Origin of the sequence: Apilactobacillus pseudapinorum, from assembly GCF_040369555.1 — a bacterium.
GTDB lineage: Bacteria > Bacillota > Bacilli > Lactobacillales > Lactobacillaceae > Apilactobacillus.
In genome coordinates this window covers 104,423-123,230 of sequence record NZ_BAABVU010000012.1, presented here as the reverse complement: position 1 = coordinate 123,230, position 18,808 = coordinate 104,423, and the positions used below count along the sequence as shown (strand labels likewise).

The following is an 18,808-nucleotide window of genomic DNA, read 5'->3' as shown; positions in this document are numbered from 1 at the left end:
TTTCATTTTAATCATATTCTAATATTAATCTTTATTGACTGGTAGTTCAATAGTAGAATTTTCCAAATTAATGGTGTATTGAACATCTTGATTACCACGAATACTCTTATCAAAGTCTGTTGCATAGATGATTACAGCTAGTTGATGACCAGCTTTGACACGATATACATTTGGTTGTAAATCAAATTCGATGTCATAGAAATGACCAGCTTCCAATTCTGATACTTGGTAAGCATTATTTCTATTTTGCATATTGATATGACCTTCGGCTACTTTCTTGAATGGTGACTTTGCTTTTTCAAATTTAAATTCACGAAGGTAATCTTCACGCCATAGGTATCCTAAACTAATTCGTTTGTTATCAACTGGAAGTGGGTTAGCACTTAGACGATAGTCTTCACCTAGATCAACTAATTGGGCACTTAACATTCCAAAGTTTTGAGAAGAAGCGGCGTTGATTTTAATACGCGCGCTTCCGTTTAAGGTGATATCGTTGTCTAGTTTGTCTAACTTGAAGATAACACGATTATCAGTCATTGTAGATTGACTATCACCTAGTACTAAGTCATGTTGCCATTGTTTAGCATTCTGACAGTACTTGTTAAAGTCATCGTCGGATAGATTATCTTTGAATGATACTTGGTTATTTTCAACTCTAGTACCGTCTTCAGGAGTACCTAAGCTAACTGATTCAACGTTTTCACGACCGTCAAAATCGTCTACTTCATACCAGCTTTGTTCTGAAGCGTTATCTTGAACTAAGATATTTGGAATTAAGTTGTCGGCATCATTTTCGACTTCTAATAATTTGTTGGTAAACCACAAGTTCACCATTTCAGAGAAATCAATTGATTGAAAAGCATTGATGTAGATGTGTTGGCCTTGGTGTAAAATCATTTTTTTGCTGATCTTAAGTGGGGCTACTGCTTTCCAAATATTAGCAACGTTGATTGGTTTAACGTTTTCGTCATTTAGTCCATGGATGAAGAACATATCAGCCTTAATCTTCTTGGCATCATTTAAGTAATTACGAGCGTCCCAAAAGGCATTGTAATCACCAGTTTCACGGTCTTGTCCTTCAGTAATAGCTTTTAGTTGCTTATCCCAAACTTCCTTATTCTTGATGGCTTCTGCTGCTGATTTTTGACGACTGTAAGTTTCAACAGCTAAGACGTCAGCATCTTCACCTTGGAAACCACCGGGAGCCATCACTAGACCATTTTCACGGTAGTAGTCGTACCAATTAGAAATTGCCGCTTCAACTAGGCAGGCTTTTAGGCCTTCGACACCAGTGGTGGCTGCAGCAATTTGAAGGGTACCTAGGTATGATCTTCCAGACATGGCAACGTTGCCGTTTGACCAGTAAGCTTCAATTTGGTTGTTATCGAATTTATTAGTAAAAGCAACGCGATTACCAGCTAACCATTCGATCACAGCAGTAGCTGAAATAGTTTCGCTAGCATCACCAGTAGTTCTAACACCATCAGATTCGTAAGTGCCGACACCTGCAGAGTAGACGATTGCAAAACCACGAGCTAGTAAGTAATCATTTAAAGTGTATGATTGTTCACGGCTAAAAGTTTGTTCAGCTTTTCTAGTTTTACCTTCGACTTCACGAGGTGCTGGTAAATCAACGCTTTCTTTCGTACTTAATTCAGAAAGAGAAGTTTGGTTAGGAGTCTTATGTTTTAATCCATAATTAACGTTATGAGTTAATTTTTCACCGTCAGCATCATTAGTTCCTTGGTTGTAAGGACTAGCAGTTAAGATGGCTGGTACTTTTTGTTTATTACTTTCTTTTGGACGGATAATTTCGGCTTTTAGTAAGTCTAGTTTGCCGTCATGATCAGTGTCTAGCGGTGCTTCAACATAGACCACTTCACGAATTAAGTTACTAGTATCGTAAACAGGCATGGATTTACCATTGAAAATTAATGGCTTATCAAATGAATTGTAGTTTTGCGCGAAGTAACCTTCGTTAGCTAAATCATCAATCAAAGTAATACCATGCTTAGTTCTAGTATTTAATAGTAGGTACCAAGCACAAGTAACGTCGTATAGATTCATCGGATCGTTAACGTCAGCGATTGGTAGGCTTAAAGTTTTCATCTTAGTAATTGAGTTATCAATTAAAAAGTCTTCGCCAACTTCAAAGTGAAGTAATTGAAGGGCAATATTATAGAAAGCAATTTTTGATAGTGGTGCGTTTTTATCTAAATATGTTAGAGCATCTTCTTCAAAACTAGCCATCATTTGAGAAATCTTTTGGCCTCTAATAGCGATGCTTTGTGAATCTAGAAAAGCAGTCATTAAGAAGTGCTTTAATAAAGCGGATGGATTGTCGATCTTGTCAGTTTCTTCGTCTAAGAAATGAATAGAACGTAATTCTTTTTGTGCAATTTTTAAATTGTATTTGGCAATTGCATATTGGTGATTTTTCATAATCATCCTCCTAACGTATATGTATGGCTTCATTATATCAGATTCCAAATAAAATCAAGAAAGTGATTGATGAAAAACTTAATATTGTCCCTGCAAGGTGCTATAATAATTACAAATTATTGTGGAGGGATTATTATGACAACAGAAATTGATGGTGGGGCAATTGTTTATCGCGTTGTCGATAATCAACCGGTTTATTTATTAGAAAAAAGTGCTACTAGTGACTTTTGGGGTTTTCCTAAGGGCCACGTTGAAGGTAGTGAAACATTGGAACGAGCGGCCATTCGTGAAATTAAAGAAGAAACCGGGATTGATGCGCAAATTGATACAACATTTAGCATCGATGCCGAGTATGACATGAAAAATGGTCATCATAAAGTTATCACTTTCTATACTTCTGAAGTTAATAGTGATAAAGTAACGCTACAACCAGAAGAAATTAGCGATTATGTCTGGGCACCTTATGAAGAGGCAAGAAACGTAATTACGTACGATAACCTAAAACAAGTTTTAGACAAGACTAATCAATATATTGTAGAAAAGCTGGGATAGCCAATGAATGAACAGAAGCTAATTGTGATAACCGGTCCCGCGGGAAGTGGGAAGACTTCCATTCGGGATTATGTGATTGAAAAATATCATGCGGGGAAAGTGATTACACATACTACTCGTAAACCACGTTGTAATGAACAAAACGGAATCGATTATTATTTTGAAACTCCAGAATCATTTCAAAAGCTCCACCTATTAGAACAGGTGGAATATTCACATGCCCATTATGGGTCTTCATTAGAAGGGGTAAATGAAGCATGGCAAAAGGCACCGATTGCAACCATTGTATTAGATACCCTAGGGGCAGCCACTTATAAGAAGCAATTGGGTGATTGCGTTGATGTGTGGTTCGTACAAGTTAATGATCCAATCATCTTAAAACAACGTATGATTGACCGTGGTGATGACATTACTAAGGTGGAACAAAGAATTGCCAGCAATGAATACAAACGAGATATTCAAATTCCAGATGAACTAAAAGATTTTGCAATTATTATTGAAAATAACGACTGGCAACAAGCTCAAGCTCAAGTCGATAAATTGATGTAAAAAAGACCTAACAAAACGTTAGGTCTTTTTCTTTTATATTAATCTGATAATCGCTAGTGAAATAATTCCCACAATCACTACCACTAATAAACTTTTAGAAATAAATGCAGCCAGTACACTTGGAATTGATGCTAAGAAATTTTCCCAGTTAATGGTGGGAAGACTACCTAAATGTTGGTGAAATAATGAAGTGAACCATAGACTTGCCATGATGACAATTGGTACAAAGCTTAAGTATTCTTCAACTGGTTTAGATAGTTGGAATTTCTTTAATAGTACAAATGGAATTACTCGAGATAACCAAGTAACAATGGTACAACCGATGATGGTTAATAATACGAAATTAAAAGAAGGCATGTTTGATAATCACTCCCATCGCACAAGTAATTAATGTCACGATTAAGATTAATAGACTACTTGGAATAAAGATTAAGCCTAAGTAAACCATTAATAGGGTGAGAATAATCATAACTAATTTTAATTTTTTATCCATATTATTGTCTGCAGTAAATTGTAAATATAACAACCCGATGAACATCGCGATAATCGCAAAGTCTAACCCAATCGCATAAGGATTATGAATAAAGCTACCTAACAATGCACCGACGCCTGAAGCAGCAGCCCAGGTAAAGTAAGAAACGATGTTGGCGGCATTGAACCATTCAAATGATAATTGATGGTTTGTGTAGTTTAGTTTATTCATACCTAATGCAAAACTTTCGTCGGTTAAAAAGGAACCAATTAAAATATTTTTCAACATTGAATCTTGTTTGAAATATGGTGCAGTCGTAATACTCATTAATATCATTCTGGAATTAACTAAGAAAATCGTCAGAATGATTGAGAAAATTGGACTTTTTAGGGCTAACATCGAAACTAAGATAAATTGCGCTGATCCAGCATAAACGGTTAGTGACATGATAGTCACCCACAATGGATTAAATCCGAGCGCTTTTCCGATAATCCCGAAAGCCAAACCAATTCCGATGTAGCCAAACATCGTGGGGATGCTTTCGAAAATTGCAGTTTTAACAGTCAGTTGATTATTAATACTGTACACATCCTTTATATATTATTCGTTGGTAACGATAAAATCTTTAAAACGATCACTGTCGACAGCTGTTAATTCAGCTTGGATTTGGGTTCCGTCAGCGACATATTCAGTGCTAATCACATTAGCGTTAGTGTTTAAGTAATTGACAATTTCACCTTTATTAAAAGGAATTAAAAATTCGTTAATCACGTAATCATTGTAACTATTTTCTTTAATCACATTTACAAGTTCGTCAATGGAATCATCTTCTAATGCAGCAATGACTAAGTTATCACCGGCACGTTGAGGACGAGGCTCATCCAAGATATCAGCTTTGTTGAAGACGGTAATCATTGGGATGTTTTCAACACCAATTTCTTTTAATGTTTGTTCAGTTGTCTTCATCATTAATTCTTTATTTTCGTCAGATTCATCAACTACTTGGACTAATAAGTCGGCGTTAGCTGCTTCAGCTAATGTTGATCTGAATGCTTGCACCAATTGATGCGGTAACTTACTTACGAAACCAACAGTATCAGATAGTAACATCGTCTTATTATCTTCGAAAATTAGCTTACGAACACTCGTATCTAGAGTCGCGAATAACATGTTTTTAACCATGACTTGTTTTTCGTTATTTTCACCGTAACGATTAACTAGTTGATTCATAATAGTGGATTTACCAGCGTTGGTATATCCAACTAAGGCAACGGTCGGAATTGATTTAGAATCACGTTGTTTACGTTGAGTTAAGTCAGACTTTTGAATATCTTTTAACTCTTGTTTGATATGCGCGATATCTTTTTCAATTACACGACGGTTTAATTCGATTTTAGATTCACCAGAACCTCTACTGGTAAATCCACCACCACCACTACCAGTTTGTTGGTCTAGTCGTTGACTAGCGCTGGTATGTAAGCGGGGTAGTTGATATTGCAATTTAGCAAGCTGTACTTGTAGTTTGGCTTCATGTGTTCTGGCACGGTTAGCGAAGATTTCTAGAATTAAACCAGTTCTATCGATGATTTTAGTTTCGACAGCTTTTTCTAAGTTTCTAATTTGACTAGGTGATAATTCATCATTAACGATTACCATGTCTGCATCGTGTTCTAAAACACTTAGTCGTAATTCTTCAACTTTACCTTTTCCAAAGTAAGTAGCCCTGTCTGGATGGTCTAACTTTTGAACCAAACGATCTACTACATCTAAATTGTTAGCTTCCGCTAGAGCGGCCAATTCAGTCATAGAATATTCGAATTGTTCATTATCTAAGTTCAAACCAATGATAATGACTTTTAAGTTTTCTGTATCCATTCGCGTCCCTCCAATTCATTTCATTCATTATAACATTAATGAAGGTCTTATCTGGAATCTTTAATAAGAAGTTATATGAAATATTAGATTTATTTTAATAAACTCCAATTGTATAAAATGAGCATTATTAAAATATGTTAAGTATAAACCAAAATCAGTGATATCAATGCTCTTTATTTAATTATTGTGTACTTTTTTTCAACTAAATTAAAATTAAATTAGAAAAAGTCTTGCAATTTATCATAAAAGGGTGGTATTATTTTCACAATCCTTATTAAGAATAATCATTTCTTATTAATTGAAATTGGGGGTATTGGAAATGAAATTTAGATCCGTAGTAAAGCTAGGGATTGTAGGTGCAGCATCTGCATTCCTATTAGCAGCTTGTGGTAACTCATCAAAGGAATCTACAAGCAAGTATATTAACTGGCAAGAAAATTCACAATTGCCTACTTTGGATGCCTCAAAGGCAACCGACACTGTTAGTTTTGGTGCATTAAACAATAGTAATGAAGGACTATTAATCAATGCAGCTGACAACAAGGTTAAGCCTGGGGTAGCTGAAAGCTACACTGTTTCAAAAGATGGAAAGACTTACACTTTCAACCTAAGACATTCAAAATGGAGCGACGGTAAAGCTGTTACTGCTAAAGATTTCGTTTATGGTTGGCAAAGAACTGTAAATCCTAAGACTGCATCACAATACTCATACCTATTCTCAGATGTTAAGAATGCTGATGCAATTGGTAAGGGTCAAGCTCCAGTATCATCATTAGGTATTAAAGCCGACGGTGACTACAAGGTTGTTGTTACATTAGACAAACCACAAAACTACTTCAAGTACTTAGTAACTATGGCACCATTCTTGCCACAAAGCGAAGCAGCCGTTAAGAAATTCGGTTCAGCTTACGGTACTACAAGTAAAGACATGGTTTACAACGGACCATTCAAGATTGAAGGATGGACTGGTACAAACAACTCATGGACTTTAGTTAAGAACAAAGACTACTACAATGCAAGCAAGATTAAAGTTGCTGGTATTAAGTTCAATGCTCAAAACGATTCAAACACTTCTGTAAACCAATACGAAACTGGTTCATTAGACGAAGCAGTTCTATCAGGTGCACAACAAGTTGGTAAGTACAAGGGTACTAGCGAATACCATGCATTGAAACAAGCATCAACTTTCTACATTGAATTAAATGAAAAGAAAGATCCAATGTTTAAGAACGCTAACATCAGAAAAGCTATCTCACTAGCAATTGACCGTAAAGAATACACTGGTAGCACTTTAGGTGACGGTTCAATTCCTGCTGTAGGTTACGTATCACCAGGTATGTCAGAAAGAAATGGTAAAGATTTCACTGCTGACGCTGGTACTACAACTGGCGTTTCATACAACTTAGCAGAAGCTAAGAAGTTATGGGCTAAGGGTCTAAAAGAAGTTGGTAAGAAGTCTGTAAGCCTATCAATCCTATCAGATGACACTGATAACGGTAAGAAGACTACTGAATTCCTACAAACTGCTTTAGAAAAATTACCTGGTCTAAAGATTTCATCACAAAACATTCCATTCAAGCTAAGATTAGCTCATTCACAATCTGGTCAATTTGACATGGTAGTAAGTGCGTGGGGCGCTGACTTCCCAGATCCAATCTCATTCTTAGAATTATTTACTACTGATGGTTCATACAACAATGGTAAATGGTCAAACGCTAAGTATGACGAACTAATCAAGAACGCTGACGGTAAAGATGCAAACGATGCAGCTAAACGTTGGGATGACATGGTTAAAGCAGAACAAGTTCTTATGAGCGACCAAGGAATTATTCCTCTATACCACTCAGTACAATCACGTGTTATCAAATCTCGTGTAAGTGGTGTTCAATTCTTCCCTACAGGGTCTCCATACGACTTTAGAGATGCTAAAATCACAAACAAATAGTTAAATATTTTATAATTTTTGAAATATAATTGAGGAGAGTTTTAGGTTTTGACTATAATAATATTAGTCGGACTTAAAACTCTTCCGTACATAAAAGGAGAAAACCACTCCTAAGATTGCGAGGAATAAAAATATGGTTAAGTATCTGTCAAAAAGAATTTTTTATCTTATATTGACACTATTTATCGTTGTGACCGTTACGTTCTTCTTAATGAAGATCATGCCAGGAACACCTTTAGCTAATGAAGCTAAATTGTCTGTAGCAGAACGTAATATGGTATTGAAGCAATATGGTCTAGATAAACCACTATGGCAACAATACATTAGTTACATCGTTAATGCTGTTCAAGGTAACTTTGGGACTTCATTCCAATTTAGTGACCAACCAGTTTCATACTTGATTACTAGTCGTATGGGACCATCACTAATTATTGGTTTACAAGCTATGGTTGTGGGTGTGTTAGCAGGGATTGTTGTTGGTGCTATTGGTGCCATCAAGAAGAGTACTTGGGTTGACACATCAACTACAATTATTTCAATTCTAGGAATTTCAATTCCCTCATTCGTGTTCTCAGTTCTATTGCAATATGTAATTGCTTTGAAGTGGGGACTACTACCAATCGCGGGTTGGGGTGGATTTGCATACACAATTCTACCTACACTTGCGCTTGCCGCAATGCCTTTAGCCGAATCAGCTCGTTTTATGAGAACTGAAATGGTGGACGTATTAAGTTCAGACTATATTGAATTAGCACGTGCAAAAGGTCTAAGTAAGTTTGGGATTATTTATCACCATGCACTTAGAAATAGTTTGATTCCGTTGGTTACAATCATTGGACCATTGGCAGTTAACATTATGACTGGATCACTAGTTGTTGAAAACATCTTTGCGATTCCAGGTATTGGAGAACAATTTGTTAACTCCGTTTTAACTAATGATTACCCAACCATCATGGGACTAACAATTATGTATTGTTTCCTATTATGTGTGGTTCTATTAATCACTGACATTGTTTATGGATTAATTGACCCTCGAATCAGAATTGCGGGAGGTAAGAACTAATGGCAGATAAGACAAAAGAACTACCACAAGATGCCTTTGAAATGTTATCTGATGGAGCTCATTTAGATAACGAAAAAATTGCCGCTCCTTCATTAACTTTCGTAAAAGATTCATGGCGTCGTCTAAAGAAAAACAAAGCAGCGATGATTTCGCTATACATTTTAATTTTCCTATTTGTTGTTTCATTTGGATCAGCATTATTCCCATCAATTAGAAATATTGCTACTCATCCAACATTAAACAACTTACCACCACGTATTCCTGGAATCGACATTCCTGGTTTTAACGGAACTTTAGTTCAAGGTGGAAATCGTATTAACGCCTATACTGGCTCTGCAGCTAACCATTACTTCTGGTTAGGTAGTGACTACTTAGGTCGTGACTTATTCGCAAGAACATTATATGGAACTCGTATTTCATTAATCATTGCGGTTGTTGCCACATTCTTCGATTTAACTATCGGGGTTGCCTACGGAATTATTTCTGGATGGATTGGTGGTAAGGTTGATACTTTCATGCAACGTGTAATTGAAATTCTACTTTCAATTCCTAACTTAGTTGTCATGATTTTATTACTATTAGTATTAAAACCAGGTATCGGCGCAATCATTATTGCGATTGCATTCTCTAGTTGGATTAACATGGCGCGTTTAGTTCGTGCGCAAACACTTGAACTAAAGAACCAAGAATTTGTGTTAGCCGCTAGATCATTGGGTGAAAGCTCATTGAAGATTGCATTCAAACACTTATTACCAAACTTAACATCTGTAATTATCATTAATACAATGTTTACAATTCCAAGTGCTATTTTCTTCGAAGCATTCCTATCATTTATTGGTATCGGGGTTCCTGCTCCAGCTGCTTCATTAGGTACTTTGATTAGTAACGGTCAAAAGTCATTCCAATTCCTACCATATCAAATGTGGGTACCAGCCATCGTGCTTTCATTATTAATGATTGCATTTAACATTTTAGGTGATGGTTTACGAGATGCCTTTGATCCTAAATCAAGAGAGTAGGTGACTAGAATGGAAAACAATGAAAACATATTAGAAGTAAGAAACCTATCTATTAACTTCCAAACCTACGCTGGAACAGTTCAAGCAATTAGAGATATTAGTTTTGATTTAAAGAAGGGTGAAACCCTAGCAATCGTTGGGGAATCTGGTTCTGGTAAATCAGTAACAACTAGAAGTATCATGGGGTTAAACGCCTCAAATGCTGATGTTGTTAGTGGAAGTATTAATTTTAAGGGTGAAGACATCCTTGAAAAAAGCGAAAAAGAATTAGGTCAATTACGTGGTAAGAGTATCGCGGAAATCTTCCAAGACCCAATGACTTCATTGGATCCAACTATGAAGATTGGTCGTCAAGTTGCTGAACCACTAATGATCCACCAAGGTTTAAGTCGCGAAAAAGCGATGGAAAAAGCCTTGGAAATGCTAAAACTAGTGGGTATCACTAATGCGGAAGAACGTATTAATGACTATCCATACCAATTCTCAGGTGGGATGAGACAAAGAATTGTGATTGCAATTGCTTTGGTTAACTACCCTGAAATCTTAATTGCTGATGAACCTACTACTGCTTTGGATGTTACAATCCAAGCTAAGATTCTACAATTAATGAAAGAATTGCAACAAAAGATTAATACATCAATCATCTTCATCACTCATGATTTGGGTGTTGTTGCTGGAATGGCTGATCGTGTTGCCGTTATGTATGCAGGTAAGATCGTAGAATATGGAACTGTTGATGAAATCTTCTACAATCCAAAACACCCATATACTTGGGGGCTATTAGGTTCAATGCCTACTTTAGATACTAATGAAGATGTATTACCTTCAATTCCAGGAACTCCTCCTGACTTATTGGAACCACCTGTAGGTGATGCCTTTGCTGCTAGAAATAGTTACGCATTAAAGATTGATACAATCGAAGAACCACCTTTCTTCAAAGTGTCAGATACTCACTATGCCGCAACATGGTTGTTAGATGAACGTGCACCTAAGGTGACACCACCAGCAGACATTGTAAAACGACAAGAACACTTTAAGAACCGTAATCAAACACAAGGATAGGTGGTGAAAGTATGTTAGATAAAGATGCACCCAAGATTTTAGAAGTTAAAAACTTAAAACAATACTTTAATGTTGGTAAAAAAGAAGTTGTTAAAGCCGTCGATGACATTACTTTCAATGTTTATGAAGGTGAAACGTTCGGACTAGTTGGAGAATCTGGTTCTGGTAAAACCACTACTGGACGTGCCATTAGTCATTTATATGAACCAACTGATGGCGAAATCATCTTTGAAGGCAAAGATGTTTCCAAATTAAAAACTAAAGCGCAAGAAAAAGAATTTAGAAGCGACATCCAAACTATTTTTCAAGATCCATATGCTTCTTTAAACCCCCGTATGAAGGTTAAAGATATCATTGCTGAAGGTATTGATATTAACCATCTTGCTAAGGATAAAGCAGACCGTGATCGTCAAGTGGAAGAATTATTGGAAACTGTTGGTCTAAATAAGGAACATGCTAACCGTTACCCACACGAATTTTCAGGTGGACAACGTCAAAGAATCGGGATTGCTCGTGCATTAGCAGTTAAACCTAAGTTTATTATTGCTGATGAACCAATCTCTGCTTTGGATGTTTCTATTCAAGCACAAGTAGTTAACTTACTAAAAGATTTACAAAAGAAACGCAAATTAACTTACCTATTTATTGCCCATGATTTATCAATGGTTAAATACATTAGTGATCGTATTGGGGTTATGCACTATGGTCGTATGTTAGAAATTGCTGACGCTGACGAACTATACGCTAACCCATTACACGATTACACTAGAAGTTTACTTTCTGCTGTTCCGGTTCCGGATCCAGAATTTGAACGTCAACGTGAAATCGTTGATTACGATGCTAGCGTGGAAAGTGACGGTAAGGAACGTAAGTTAGTAGAAATTGCACCTAATCACTATGTTCGTGCAGCTGAAGATGAAATTGAAATGTACAAGAGTCGTCTAAAAGGTTAATTGAACATAAAAAAATAACCGTTACTATTAGTAACGGTTATTTTTATAAGAAGTTTAAACGTCTTTTGAAACGTTGTTATAGTATTCAACGGAAATTTGTTGGCCGTCTGGACTAGCAACTAATTTTGAAACACTACCGTTTTGGATTGGCACGGAAACATCAATGGAATCATCCTTAAATTGGTCAACCGCCCATCTAATGATAGTTCCATGAGCAGCGATTAATATGTTTTCACCATCGTTAGCGTTCTTAATTACTTCTTGTAATCCGGGAATAAAACGATTCAATAAATCTTCGTTGTTTTCAGCATCACCGTATGGGTCACGACTGGCGATTAAGTCAGCGGTACCACCCATACCAAGTTTTGCAATCATCTTAGGATATGAGTCGAGACCATCTGGTCCTCCGATTTGATGCCAAGCAGCATCGCCATCATTTCCTTCGAAGTAGCCAAAGTTCTCTTCACGAAAGGCCACCTTTTTGATGGGTTCTTCTAGTGATGAAGAATTTTGTGCTAATACATATTTTCCAGTATCAAATGCGCGGGGCATGTCACTTGAATAAGCGTGATCAAAATGAATTGCGCTTAGTCGTTTACCGGCATCAATAGCATCGTTAATTCCTTTCTCAGTTAAAGGTGCGTTAGCGATTCCTTGAATACGGTTATATTTATTTAAGTAAGTTTGTCCATGTCGTACAAGATAGATGTTAATCATAAAAAATCCTCCTGACATAATTATTGACTTAATTTTATCATAGATGGGGTAGTCATAAAATCAATAGAGATGAGAAGAGCTTTTCTTTCATCATTTTATGTGCTAAAATTGGTAACTAAATTTTGAAGATAGGAGCGTTGCTCGTATGTCTGATTCAATTAAAGAAACGGAACAAAAACACTTAAATCATATTTTAAGCAAAGTCGAAGTTGCAAAGGCGGAGGCTGTTAAAAAAATAAATCGTGCTGAAAAAGATGAACATGATATTAATAAGAACTTTTATAATGATGTTCGACTAAAGACTAGTACTTATTCAGGGATGATGGAAACTTCTGTTTCAATTCGTCAACAACAACAAATGTTGGAAGAAAGAGAAAACAGTTGGAAACATGCAACCCGTGAATATGACAAGCTCCAAAAGATGCAAGAAAGACCATACTTTGCTCGTTTAGATTTTGAAGAAGCGGGTGAAAATAAAGCCGAAACTATCTACATCGGTTTAGGTTCTTTTGCGGACAGTCCAGATCATTACTTAATCTATGACTGGCGTGCACCAATTTCTAGTATCTACTATGATAGTAAGATTGGTAAATTAACTTACCAAACTCCAATGGGTGAACAAACCGTTAACGTGACTTTAAAACGTCAATTCCAAATTAAAGATGGTAAGATTGAAACCATTTTTGATACTGATCAAGTCGTTGGAGATCAAATGCTTTTGGATAACCTAAATGGTAAATCCAATACTAAGATGAAGAGTATCGTTACTACCATTCAAAGAGAACAAAACAAAATTATTCGTGATACTAAGTCAGACTTACTATTCGTGCAAGGAGCTGCGGGTTCAGGTAAGACTGCTGCCGTTCTTCAAAGAGTGGCTTTTCTATTGTATCAATACAGAGGCAAGCTAAGTTCTGCTCAAGTGGTATTATTCTCACCTAACCAATTGTTTAACGATTACATTAACCAAGTGTTGCCTGAATTAGGTGAACAAAACATGGTCCAAATGACTTACTACCAATACAGTAGTTTACGTGTGCCTAAGTTTAAGGTGGAAACACTATCAGAACGTTTTGAAGAAGATAATTCTGAGGATAAGTACGTTAGAAACATCAACAATTTAAAGAACTCACTAGAATTCTTTAAAGCTGAAACTGCCTACACTAACCATTTGAATACCGAAGATATGAAGTTTAAGAACCTTAAATTCCAAGGGGATGTCTTCATTTCAAAGGAACAAATTGAAGACATCTACTACAGTTTCAATGAAAATTACAACTTAAGAAACCGACTAGATGCTACCAAGGAAAGATTAATCAAGATTTTGAACCGTCGTGTTAAATCTGAAATGAAGAAACCATGGGTAGAACAAGCCGTTCAAGACTTAAGTCGTGAACAAATTCAAGCCATTCAAAATGCTCATCCGGATGAATTTGAGAATGCGGAAAAAGAATTTGATTTCTTAGCAAGACATATTGTTATTGGTGCCTTCAAACGAATCAGATCACAAATCGTTCATGGTCGTTTTATCGGGGTTAACAATCAATTCGTCCATTTCTTAAGAAACGTACCAAACCTAATTGACTTAGCTAAGTTCAACGTTAATAAGGAAGAATGGACTCAATCAGTCGATGATTCAATCGCTCGCATGAAGAGTGGTCACATCTCAATGTCAGACGTTTCCATCTATCTATACCTATTCGACCGTATTTCTGGTAAACGTCCAAAGACAGATATTAGATATCTATTCATTGATGAAGTGCAAGATTACACTGCCTTCCAAATGGCATTTATGAAGTTTACTTTCCCACGTGCTCGTTTCACCTTACTAGGGGACTTAAACCAAGCCATCTTCACCCATGAAAACAGTCACACATTATTGACTGAACTATCAACAATGTTTGATCCAGAAAAGACTAACGTTGTTCAATTAACCAAGTCATACCGTTCAACTGAACAAATTACTGACTTCACTAAGCACATCTTAGAAGGTGGCAGTCAAATCGAATCATTTGCTAGAATTGGTGATAAACCAGCAATGCAAGTGGTTGATAATCATGAAGCAGCATTAGATAAATTAATTGCAAAAATTAATGATGATAAGCAAAAACATGATACAACTGCCATAATTGTCAAAACTTTGGCTGATGCGGTTGCATTATCCGAACAATTAGACGATATGGATGTAAAAAATACGCTTATACAGACCGAAAACCAACGCTTGGCTACAGGAACCCTAATTATCCCTGCATACCTCGCAAAAGGGCTAGAATTTGACTCTGTGGTCATGTTTGATGGGGATGACGTTCATTATGGGGATGAATCAGATCGTCAATTGGTTTACACGATTTGTACTCGTGCCATGCATGAATTAACAATTATCGCTGAAAATAAGCCAAGTCACTTGTTTGATGTGGTTCCAACAGATTTATATGATTTACAATAATTGCAATTAGTAACAGCTTAAAGTGCCTATCTATCAAGGATAGGTGCTTTTTTTATGAATAAATCGTTTAATCGGTGGTATGATGTATGTACTAATTTTTATTGAACGGGGGCGTAAAATTGGCTGATTTAATCAATTACTACGCATTTAAAAAAGATGAGTGGAAAGACTTATACAAACTACAAACAGTGCCTTTAACCAAGGATAGTCTAAAACAAATTAAGGCTTTTAATGATGAAATTTCAATGCAAGACGTGCGCGACGTCTATGTCCCAATTGTGCATTTATTAGATTTATGTACTCAAAGCTTTAATGAGTGGCAAAAGACGAAGACCCATTTCTTAGCGAAAGAAGATCGCAAAGTCCCATTTATCATTGGAATTTCCGGAAGTGTGGCCGTGGGTAAATCCACTACCGCCAGACTTCTAGAAGTATTATTGAGTCGTTACTTTCAAGATAAAAAGATTCAATTAATCACTACCGATGGATTTTTATACAATTCTGCCGAATTGAACCGTCGTCATATTATGGATCGCAAAGGTTTCCCGGAAAGTTATGACATGAAATCATTGATTAACTTTTTAAATGAAGTTAAATCTGGTAAGCCTAATGTATTGGCACCAGTGTACTCACATGACGTTTATGATATTATTCCTGATAAATTTGATGTGATTGACCAACCAGATGTTTTAATCATTGAAGGAATTAATACTTTGCAGTTGCCAAGTAATCAACAAATTTATGTTAGTGACTTTACCGATTTTTCAATCTATATCGATGCAGATGATGATTTAATTGAAAAATGGTACTTAGAGCGTTTCGAAAAGTTGATGGATACTGCATTCCAAAAGCCATCTAACTACTATTACGAAATGGCGCACAAAGATCGTCAAAAGGCGATTCAAAAAGCGAAAGATGTTTGGCAAGAAATTAATTTACCTAACCTGTTAGAAAATATAAAACCAACTAGGACTAGGGCTGACTTGATTATTCATAAGACTGATGAGCATTTAATTGACCAAATTTTACTTAGAAAGTACTAGATTTAATTTGACGCCATTAATTTTTCTCGGTATTATTAATACAATTTAATGATTGGAGAGTGAACGGTTTGGCTGAAATGGATTTATCATCATTTGATAAAATCTTGGTTCTTGACTTCGGAAGTCAATACAACCAATTAATCACCCGTCGTATTCGTGATTTCGGAGTGTACTCTGAATTAAAGCCTCATGATATGACAATCGACGAAATCAAAGATTTTAATCCTAAGGGAATTATCTTCTCTGGAGGTCCCAACAGTGTATATGCAGAAGACGCATTAACTGTGGACCCTAAGATTTTTGAAATGAATATTCCAATTCTAGGTATTTGTTATGGTATGCAACTAATGGCATATAACCTAGGTGGAGGACGAGTTGATGGAGAAGAACATGGTCAATATGGTCATGCTGACATCGACATTACTTCTGATAATGCGGAACTATTCAAGGATTTACCTAAGGAAGAACCAGTTTGGATGAGTCATGGAGACCTTGTAAGAAAGGTTCCAGATGGATTCGAAAATGTGGCAACCGCTGATGGTTGTCCTATCACTGCAATGCAAGATACCGCTAGAAAGTTCTATGGAATTCAATTCCATGCGGAAGTTAGAAATACCAAGTACGGTACTGACATCCTAAAGAACTTCGTGTTTAACGTTTGTGGCGCAGAAGCTAACTGGTCAATGAATGATTTCATCGGCTTACAAATCGACCAAATTAGAGAAGAAGTTGGCGATAAGAAAGTTATCCTTGGTTTATCTGGTGGGGTAGATTCAAGTGTTACTGGTGTTCTATTGAACAAAGCAATTGGTGATCAATTAACTTGTATCTTTGTTGATCATGGATTACTACGTAAAAATGAAGTAAAAGAAGTTATGGATAGTCTAGAAGGTAAGTTTGGTCTAAACATTATCCAAGTTGATGCAAGTCAACGCTTCTTAGACAAGCTAAAGGGTGTTACTGATCCTGAACAAAAGAGAAAGATTATCGGTAACGAATTTATTGAAGTATTCAATGAAGAAGCTCTTAAGCTAAAAGATGTTGATTTCTTAGCACAAGGTACTCTATATACCGACGTGATTGAAAGTGGTACTAACACTGCTGAAACTATCAAGTCTCATCATAATGTTGGAGGTCTTCCAGAAGACTTACAATTCAAACTAATTGAACCAGTTCGTTCATTATTTAAAGACGAAACTAGACGTTTGGGTGAAGAAATGGGGATGCCAGATTACTTAGTATGGCGTCAACCATTCCCAGGTCCAGGTCTTGGAATTCGTGTTATTGGTGAAGTAACTGAAGATAAGTTACAAATCGTTAGAGATAGTGACTTTATTCTTCGTCGTGAAATCGCCGCAGCTGGTTTAGATAAAGATATTTGGCAATACTTTACTATCCTTCCTGGATTTAGAAGTGTTGGTGTAATGGGTGATGGTCGTACTTACGATTACACTATTGCAATCCGTGCCGTTAATTCAATCGATGGAATGACTGCTGATTTTGCACAAATTCCATGGGATGTATTATCTGATATCTCAACTAAGATTACTAATGAAGTAGATGGGGTTAACCGTGTAGTATACGATATTACAAGTAAGCCACCTTCGACAATTGAATGGGAATAATATTCTCACTGAAAAGAGCTCAACGTTTATGTTGAGCTCTTTTTATTTTTGTTTAAAAAATTAGAATTGCCTTAGAGGAGTATTAGATGTATTGTAAGTGATAGTGATTTTATATTGGAGGACGACGAATGGCAGAACATAAGAAATTTCTCGGACTACTATTGGTGATTATCGGTAGTGTTGCTTGGGGAGCATCCGGGACTGTCGCTGATTACATGTTTTTAACTCAACATATCCCAGTAATTTGGGTAGTGGGGGTCAGAATGATATCAGCCGGCATATTACTATTACTTACATATAAATTAATGAACCATCAATCAATTTTCATAATTTGGCATGACCGCAAAAGCATCATTCAATTACTAATTTTTTCAGTGTTTGGGATGTTAATGTCACAATTTTGCTACTTATCAGCGGTCAATTATGGGAACGCTGCAACGGCGACAGTGCTTCAATTTACAGCACCAGTCTTTATCATTGGGTATTATGCAATTACGAGAAAAAAATGGCCGATCAGATTAGACGTTATCTCGATTGTCTTAGCAGTTATCGGTACATATTTATTAGCGACTAAGGGCCATTTTGATTCACTTTCGATTTCGGCATTAGGTTTATTCTTCGGTATTGCGGCGGGAGTAGCTAATGCCAACTGTACGATTATTCCGATTGATTTATTGAATAAGTATGATGCCAAACTAGTTTGTGGATGGGCGATGATTGTCGGTAGTTTACCACTTCAACCAATCGTGATTATCAAAGCTTCGCAAATCCATTTTAGCTGGGCATTGGTGATTGAATTAGTATTCATTGCGTTGATTGGTACGATGCTAGCATATCTCTTTTACGAAGCTAGTTTGAACTATTTAAAACCAGCGGTGACAGGAACGATGGGATCATTTGAACCATTAACCGCCACCATTTTATCGATTGTCTTTTTACATATCGATTTTAATTTAATCGAAATTGTCGGGGCGGTTTTAATTTTAGGGATGGCATTATTGCAATCACTACCGAATAAAAATGAATTAATTGAGTAAAACAAAGC

The 18,808-nt window shown here is 36.3% G+C and carries 16 protein-coding genes; 11 read left to right on the top strand and 5 right to left on the bottom strand.

The features are described 5' to 3' along the window. Window positions 1–24: 24 nt before the first annotated feature. Window positions 25–2,442, bottom strand: coding sequence for a Xaa-Pro dipeptidyl-peptidase (locus ABWU86_RS02045; RefSeq protein ID WP_353321145.1), 2,418 nt, complete (start codon window positions 2,440–2,442; stop codon window positions 25–27). 135 nt (window positions 2,443–2,577) lie between these two features. On the opposite strand from ABWU86_RS02045, the gene ABWU86_RS02040 reads away from it, so the two are divergent. Together ABWU86_RS02040 and ABWU86_RS02035 are read left to right on the top strand one after the other, a co-directional pair. Then, window positions 2,578–2,994 carry a bis(5'-nucleosyl)-tetraphosphatase gene (locus ABWU86_RS02040; RefSeq protein ID WP_053950374.1) on the top strand — a complete coding sequence of 139 codons (417 nt, stop codon included), beginning with the start codon at window positions 2,578–2,580 and terminating at the stop codon, window positions 2,992–2,994. Between the two features lie 3 nt (window positions 2,995–2,997). Continuing rightward, a complete protein-coding gene (locus tag ABWU86_RS02035; RefSeq protein ID WP_353321142.1) occupies window positions 2,998–3,543 on the top strand; it encodes a guanylate kinase in 546 nt (181 codons plus the stop codon). 33 nt (window positions 3,544–3,576) lie between these two features. On the opposite strand, the gene ABWU86_RS02030 is transcribed toward ABWU86_RS02035, so the two are convergent. From ABWU86_RS02030 to hflX, 3 genes are all read right to left on the bottom strand, one after another. Next, window positions 3,577–3,900, bottom strand: coding sequence for an AzlD domain-containing protein (locus ABWU86_RS02030; protein WP_353321140.1), 324 nt, complete (start codon window positions 3,898–3,900; stop codon window positions 3,577–3,579). After that, window positions 3,887–4,543, bottom strand: coding sequence for an AzlC family ABC transporter permease (locus ABWU86_RS02025; protein ID WP_435370529.1), 657 nt, complete (start codon window positions 4,541–4,543; stop codon window positions 3,887–3,889). Before ABWU86_RS02025 ends, ABWU86_RS02030 begins: the two co-directional genes overlap by 14 nt. 72 nt (window positions 4,544–4,615) lie before the next feature. After that, entirely contained in the window at window positions 4,616–5,890 is a 1,275-nt protein-coding gene (hflX, locus tag ABWU86_RS02020) for a GTPase HflX (protein WP_353321138.1), read from the bottom strand. A gap of 319 nt (window positions 5,891–6,209) precedes the next feature. On the opposite strand from hflX, the gene ABWU86_RS02015 reads away from it, so the two are divergent. The 5 genes from ABWU86_RS02015 to ABWU86_RS01995 all read left to right on the top strand — a co-directional run bounded on the left by ABWU86_RS02015 (window position 6,210) and on the right by ABWU86_RS01995 (window position 11,932). Beyond that, window positions 6,210–7,835: a peptide ABC transporter substrate-binding protein gene (locus ABWU86_RS02015; protein WP_293793238.1), complete on the top strand. Its 1,626-nt coding sequence runs from the start codon at window positions 6,210–6,212 to the stop codon at window positions 7,833–7,835. 133 nt (window positions 7,836–7,968) lie between these two features. Further along, the gene (gene opp3b / locus ABWU86_RS02010; protein ID WP_293793236.1) at window positions 7,969–8,898 is read left to right on the top strand and encodes an oligopeptide ABC transporter permease; all 930 of its coding nucleotides are present in this window, start codon (window positions 7,969–7,971) and stop codon (window positions 8,896–8,898) included. Then, window positions 8,898–9,917: an ABC transporter permease gene (locus tag ABWU86_RS02005; protein WP_293793234.1), complete on the top strand. Its 1,020-nt coding sequence runs from the start codon at window positions 8,898–8,900 to the stop codon at window positions 9,915–9,917. Before opp3b ends, ABWU86_RS02005 begins: the two co-directional genes overlap by 1 nt. A gap of 9 nt (window positions 9,918–9,926) precedes the next feature. After that, window positions 9,927–10,979, top strand: a complete 1,053-nt coding sequence (locus ABWU86_RS02000; protein ID WP_293793232.1) for an ABC transporter ATP-binding protein — start codon at window positions 9,927–9,929, stop codon at window positions 10,977–10,979. An 11-nt stretch (window positions 10,980–10,990) separates the two neighbouring features. Continuing rightward, a complete protein-coding gene (locus ABWU86_RS01995) occupies window positions 10,991–11,932 on the top strand; it encodes an ABC transporter ATP-binding protein (RefSeq protein WP_293793230.1) in 942 nt (313 codons plus the stop codon). Window positions 11,933–11,986: 54 nt separating this feature from the next. On the opposite strand, the gene ABWU86_RS01990 is transcribed toward ABWU86_RS01995, so the two are convergent. Further along, complete coding sequence (locus ABWU86_RS01990) at window positions 11,987–12,649, bottom strand: histidine phosphatase family protein (protein WP_293793228.1); 663 nt, start codon at window positions 12,647–12,649, stop codon at window positions 11,987–11,989. Window positions 12,650–12,794: 145 nt separating this feature from the next. Between ABWU86_RS01990 and helD the strand changes: the two genes are divergently transcribed. The 4 genes from helD to ABWU86_RS01970 all read left to right on the top strand — a co-directional run bounded on the left by helD (window position 12,795) and on the right by ABWU86_RS01970 (window position 18,800). Further along, window positions 12,795–15,095 carry an RNA polymerase recycling motor HelD gene (helD, locus tag ABWU86_RS01985; RefSeq protein WP_293793226.1) on the top strand — a complete coding sequence of 767 codons (2,301 nt, stop codon included), beginning with the start codon at window positions 12,795–12,797 and terminating at the stop codon, window positions 15,093–15,095. A gap of 119 nt (window positions 15,096–15,214) precedes the next feature. After that, on the top strand, window positions 15,215–16,138 hold the full coding sequence (coaA, locus tag ABWU86_RS01980; RefSeq protein ID WP_293793224.1) for a type I pantothenate kinase: 924 nt from the start codon (window positions 15,215–15,217) through the stop codon (window positions 16,136–16,138). A gap of 77 nt (window positions 16,139–16,215) precedes the next feature. Then, window positions 16,216–17,763: a glutamine-hydrolyzing GMP synthase gene (gene guaA / locus ABWU86_RS01975; RefSeq protein WP_435370528.1), complete on the top strand. Its 1,548-nt coding sequence runs from the start codon at window positions 16,216–16,218 to the stop codon at window positions 17,761–17,763. Between the two features lie 128 nt (window positions 17,764–17,891). Next, on the top strand, window positions 17,892–18,800 hold the full coding sequence (locus ABWU86_RS01970; RefSeq protein WP_293794532.1) for a DMT family transporter: 909 nt from the start codon (window positions 17,892–17,894) through the stop codon (window positions 18,798–18,800). Window positions 18,801–18,808 lie beyond the last annotated feature (8 nt).

Coding starts and splice junctions, on each gene's coding strand:
- ABWU86_RS02045 (WP_353321145.1), bottom strand. CDS start 2,442: ATGAAAAATCACCAATATGCAATTGCCAAATACAATTTAAAAATTGCA.
- ABWU86_RS02040 (WP_053950374.1), top strand. CDS start 2,578: ATGACAACAGAAATTGATGGTGGGGCAATTGTTTATCGCGTTGTCGAT.
- ABWU86_RS02035 (WP_353321142.1), top strand. CDS start 2,998: ATGAATGAACAGAAGCTAATTGTGATAACCGGTCCCGCGGGAAGTGGG.
- ABWU86_RS02030 (WP_353321140.1), bottom strand. CDS start 3,900: ATGCCTTCTTTTAATTTCGTATTATTAACCATCATCGGTTGTACCATT.
- ABWU86_RS02025 (WP_435370529.1), bottom strand. CDS start 4,543: ATGTTTGGCTACATCGGAATTGGTTTGGCTTTCGGGATTATCGGAAAA.
- hflX (WP_353321138.1), bottom strand. CDS start 5,890: ATGGATACAGAAAACTTAAAAGTCATTATCATTGGTTTGAACTTAGAT.
- ABWU86_RS02015 (WP_293793238.1), top strand. CDS start 6,210: ATGAAATTTAGATCCGTAGTAAAGCTAGGGATTGTAGGTGCAGCATCT.
- opp3b (WP_293793236.1), top strand. CDS start 7,969: ATGGTTAAGTATCTGTCAAAAAGAATTTTTTATCTTATATTGACACTA.
- ABWU86_RS02005 (WP_293793234.1), top strand. CDS start 8,898: ATGGCAGATAAGACAAAAGAACTACCACAAGATGCCTTTGAAATGTTA.
- ABWU86_RS02000 (WP_293793232.1), top strand. CDS start 9,927: ATGGAAAACAATGAAAACATATTAGAAGTAAGAAACCTATCTATTAAC.
- ABWU86_RS01995 (WP_293793230.1), top strand. CDS start 10,991: ATGTTAGATAAAGATGCACCCAAGATTTTAGAAGTTAAAAACTTAAAA.
- ABWU86_RS01990 (WP_293793228.1), bottom strand. CDS start 12,649: ATGATTAACATCTATCTTGTACGACATGGACAAACTTACTTAAATAAA.
- helD (WP_293793226.1), top strand. CDS start 12,795: ATGTCTGATTCAATTAAAGAAACGGAACAAAAACACTTAAATCATATT.
- guaA (WP_435370528.1), top strand. CDS start 16,216: ATGGATTTATCATCATTTGATAAAATCTTGGTTCTTGACTTCGGAAGT.
- ABWU86_RS01970 (WP_293794532.1), top strand. CDS start 17,892: ATGGCAGAACATAAGAAATTTCTCGGACTACTATTGGTGATTATCGGT.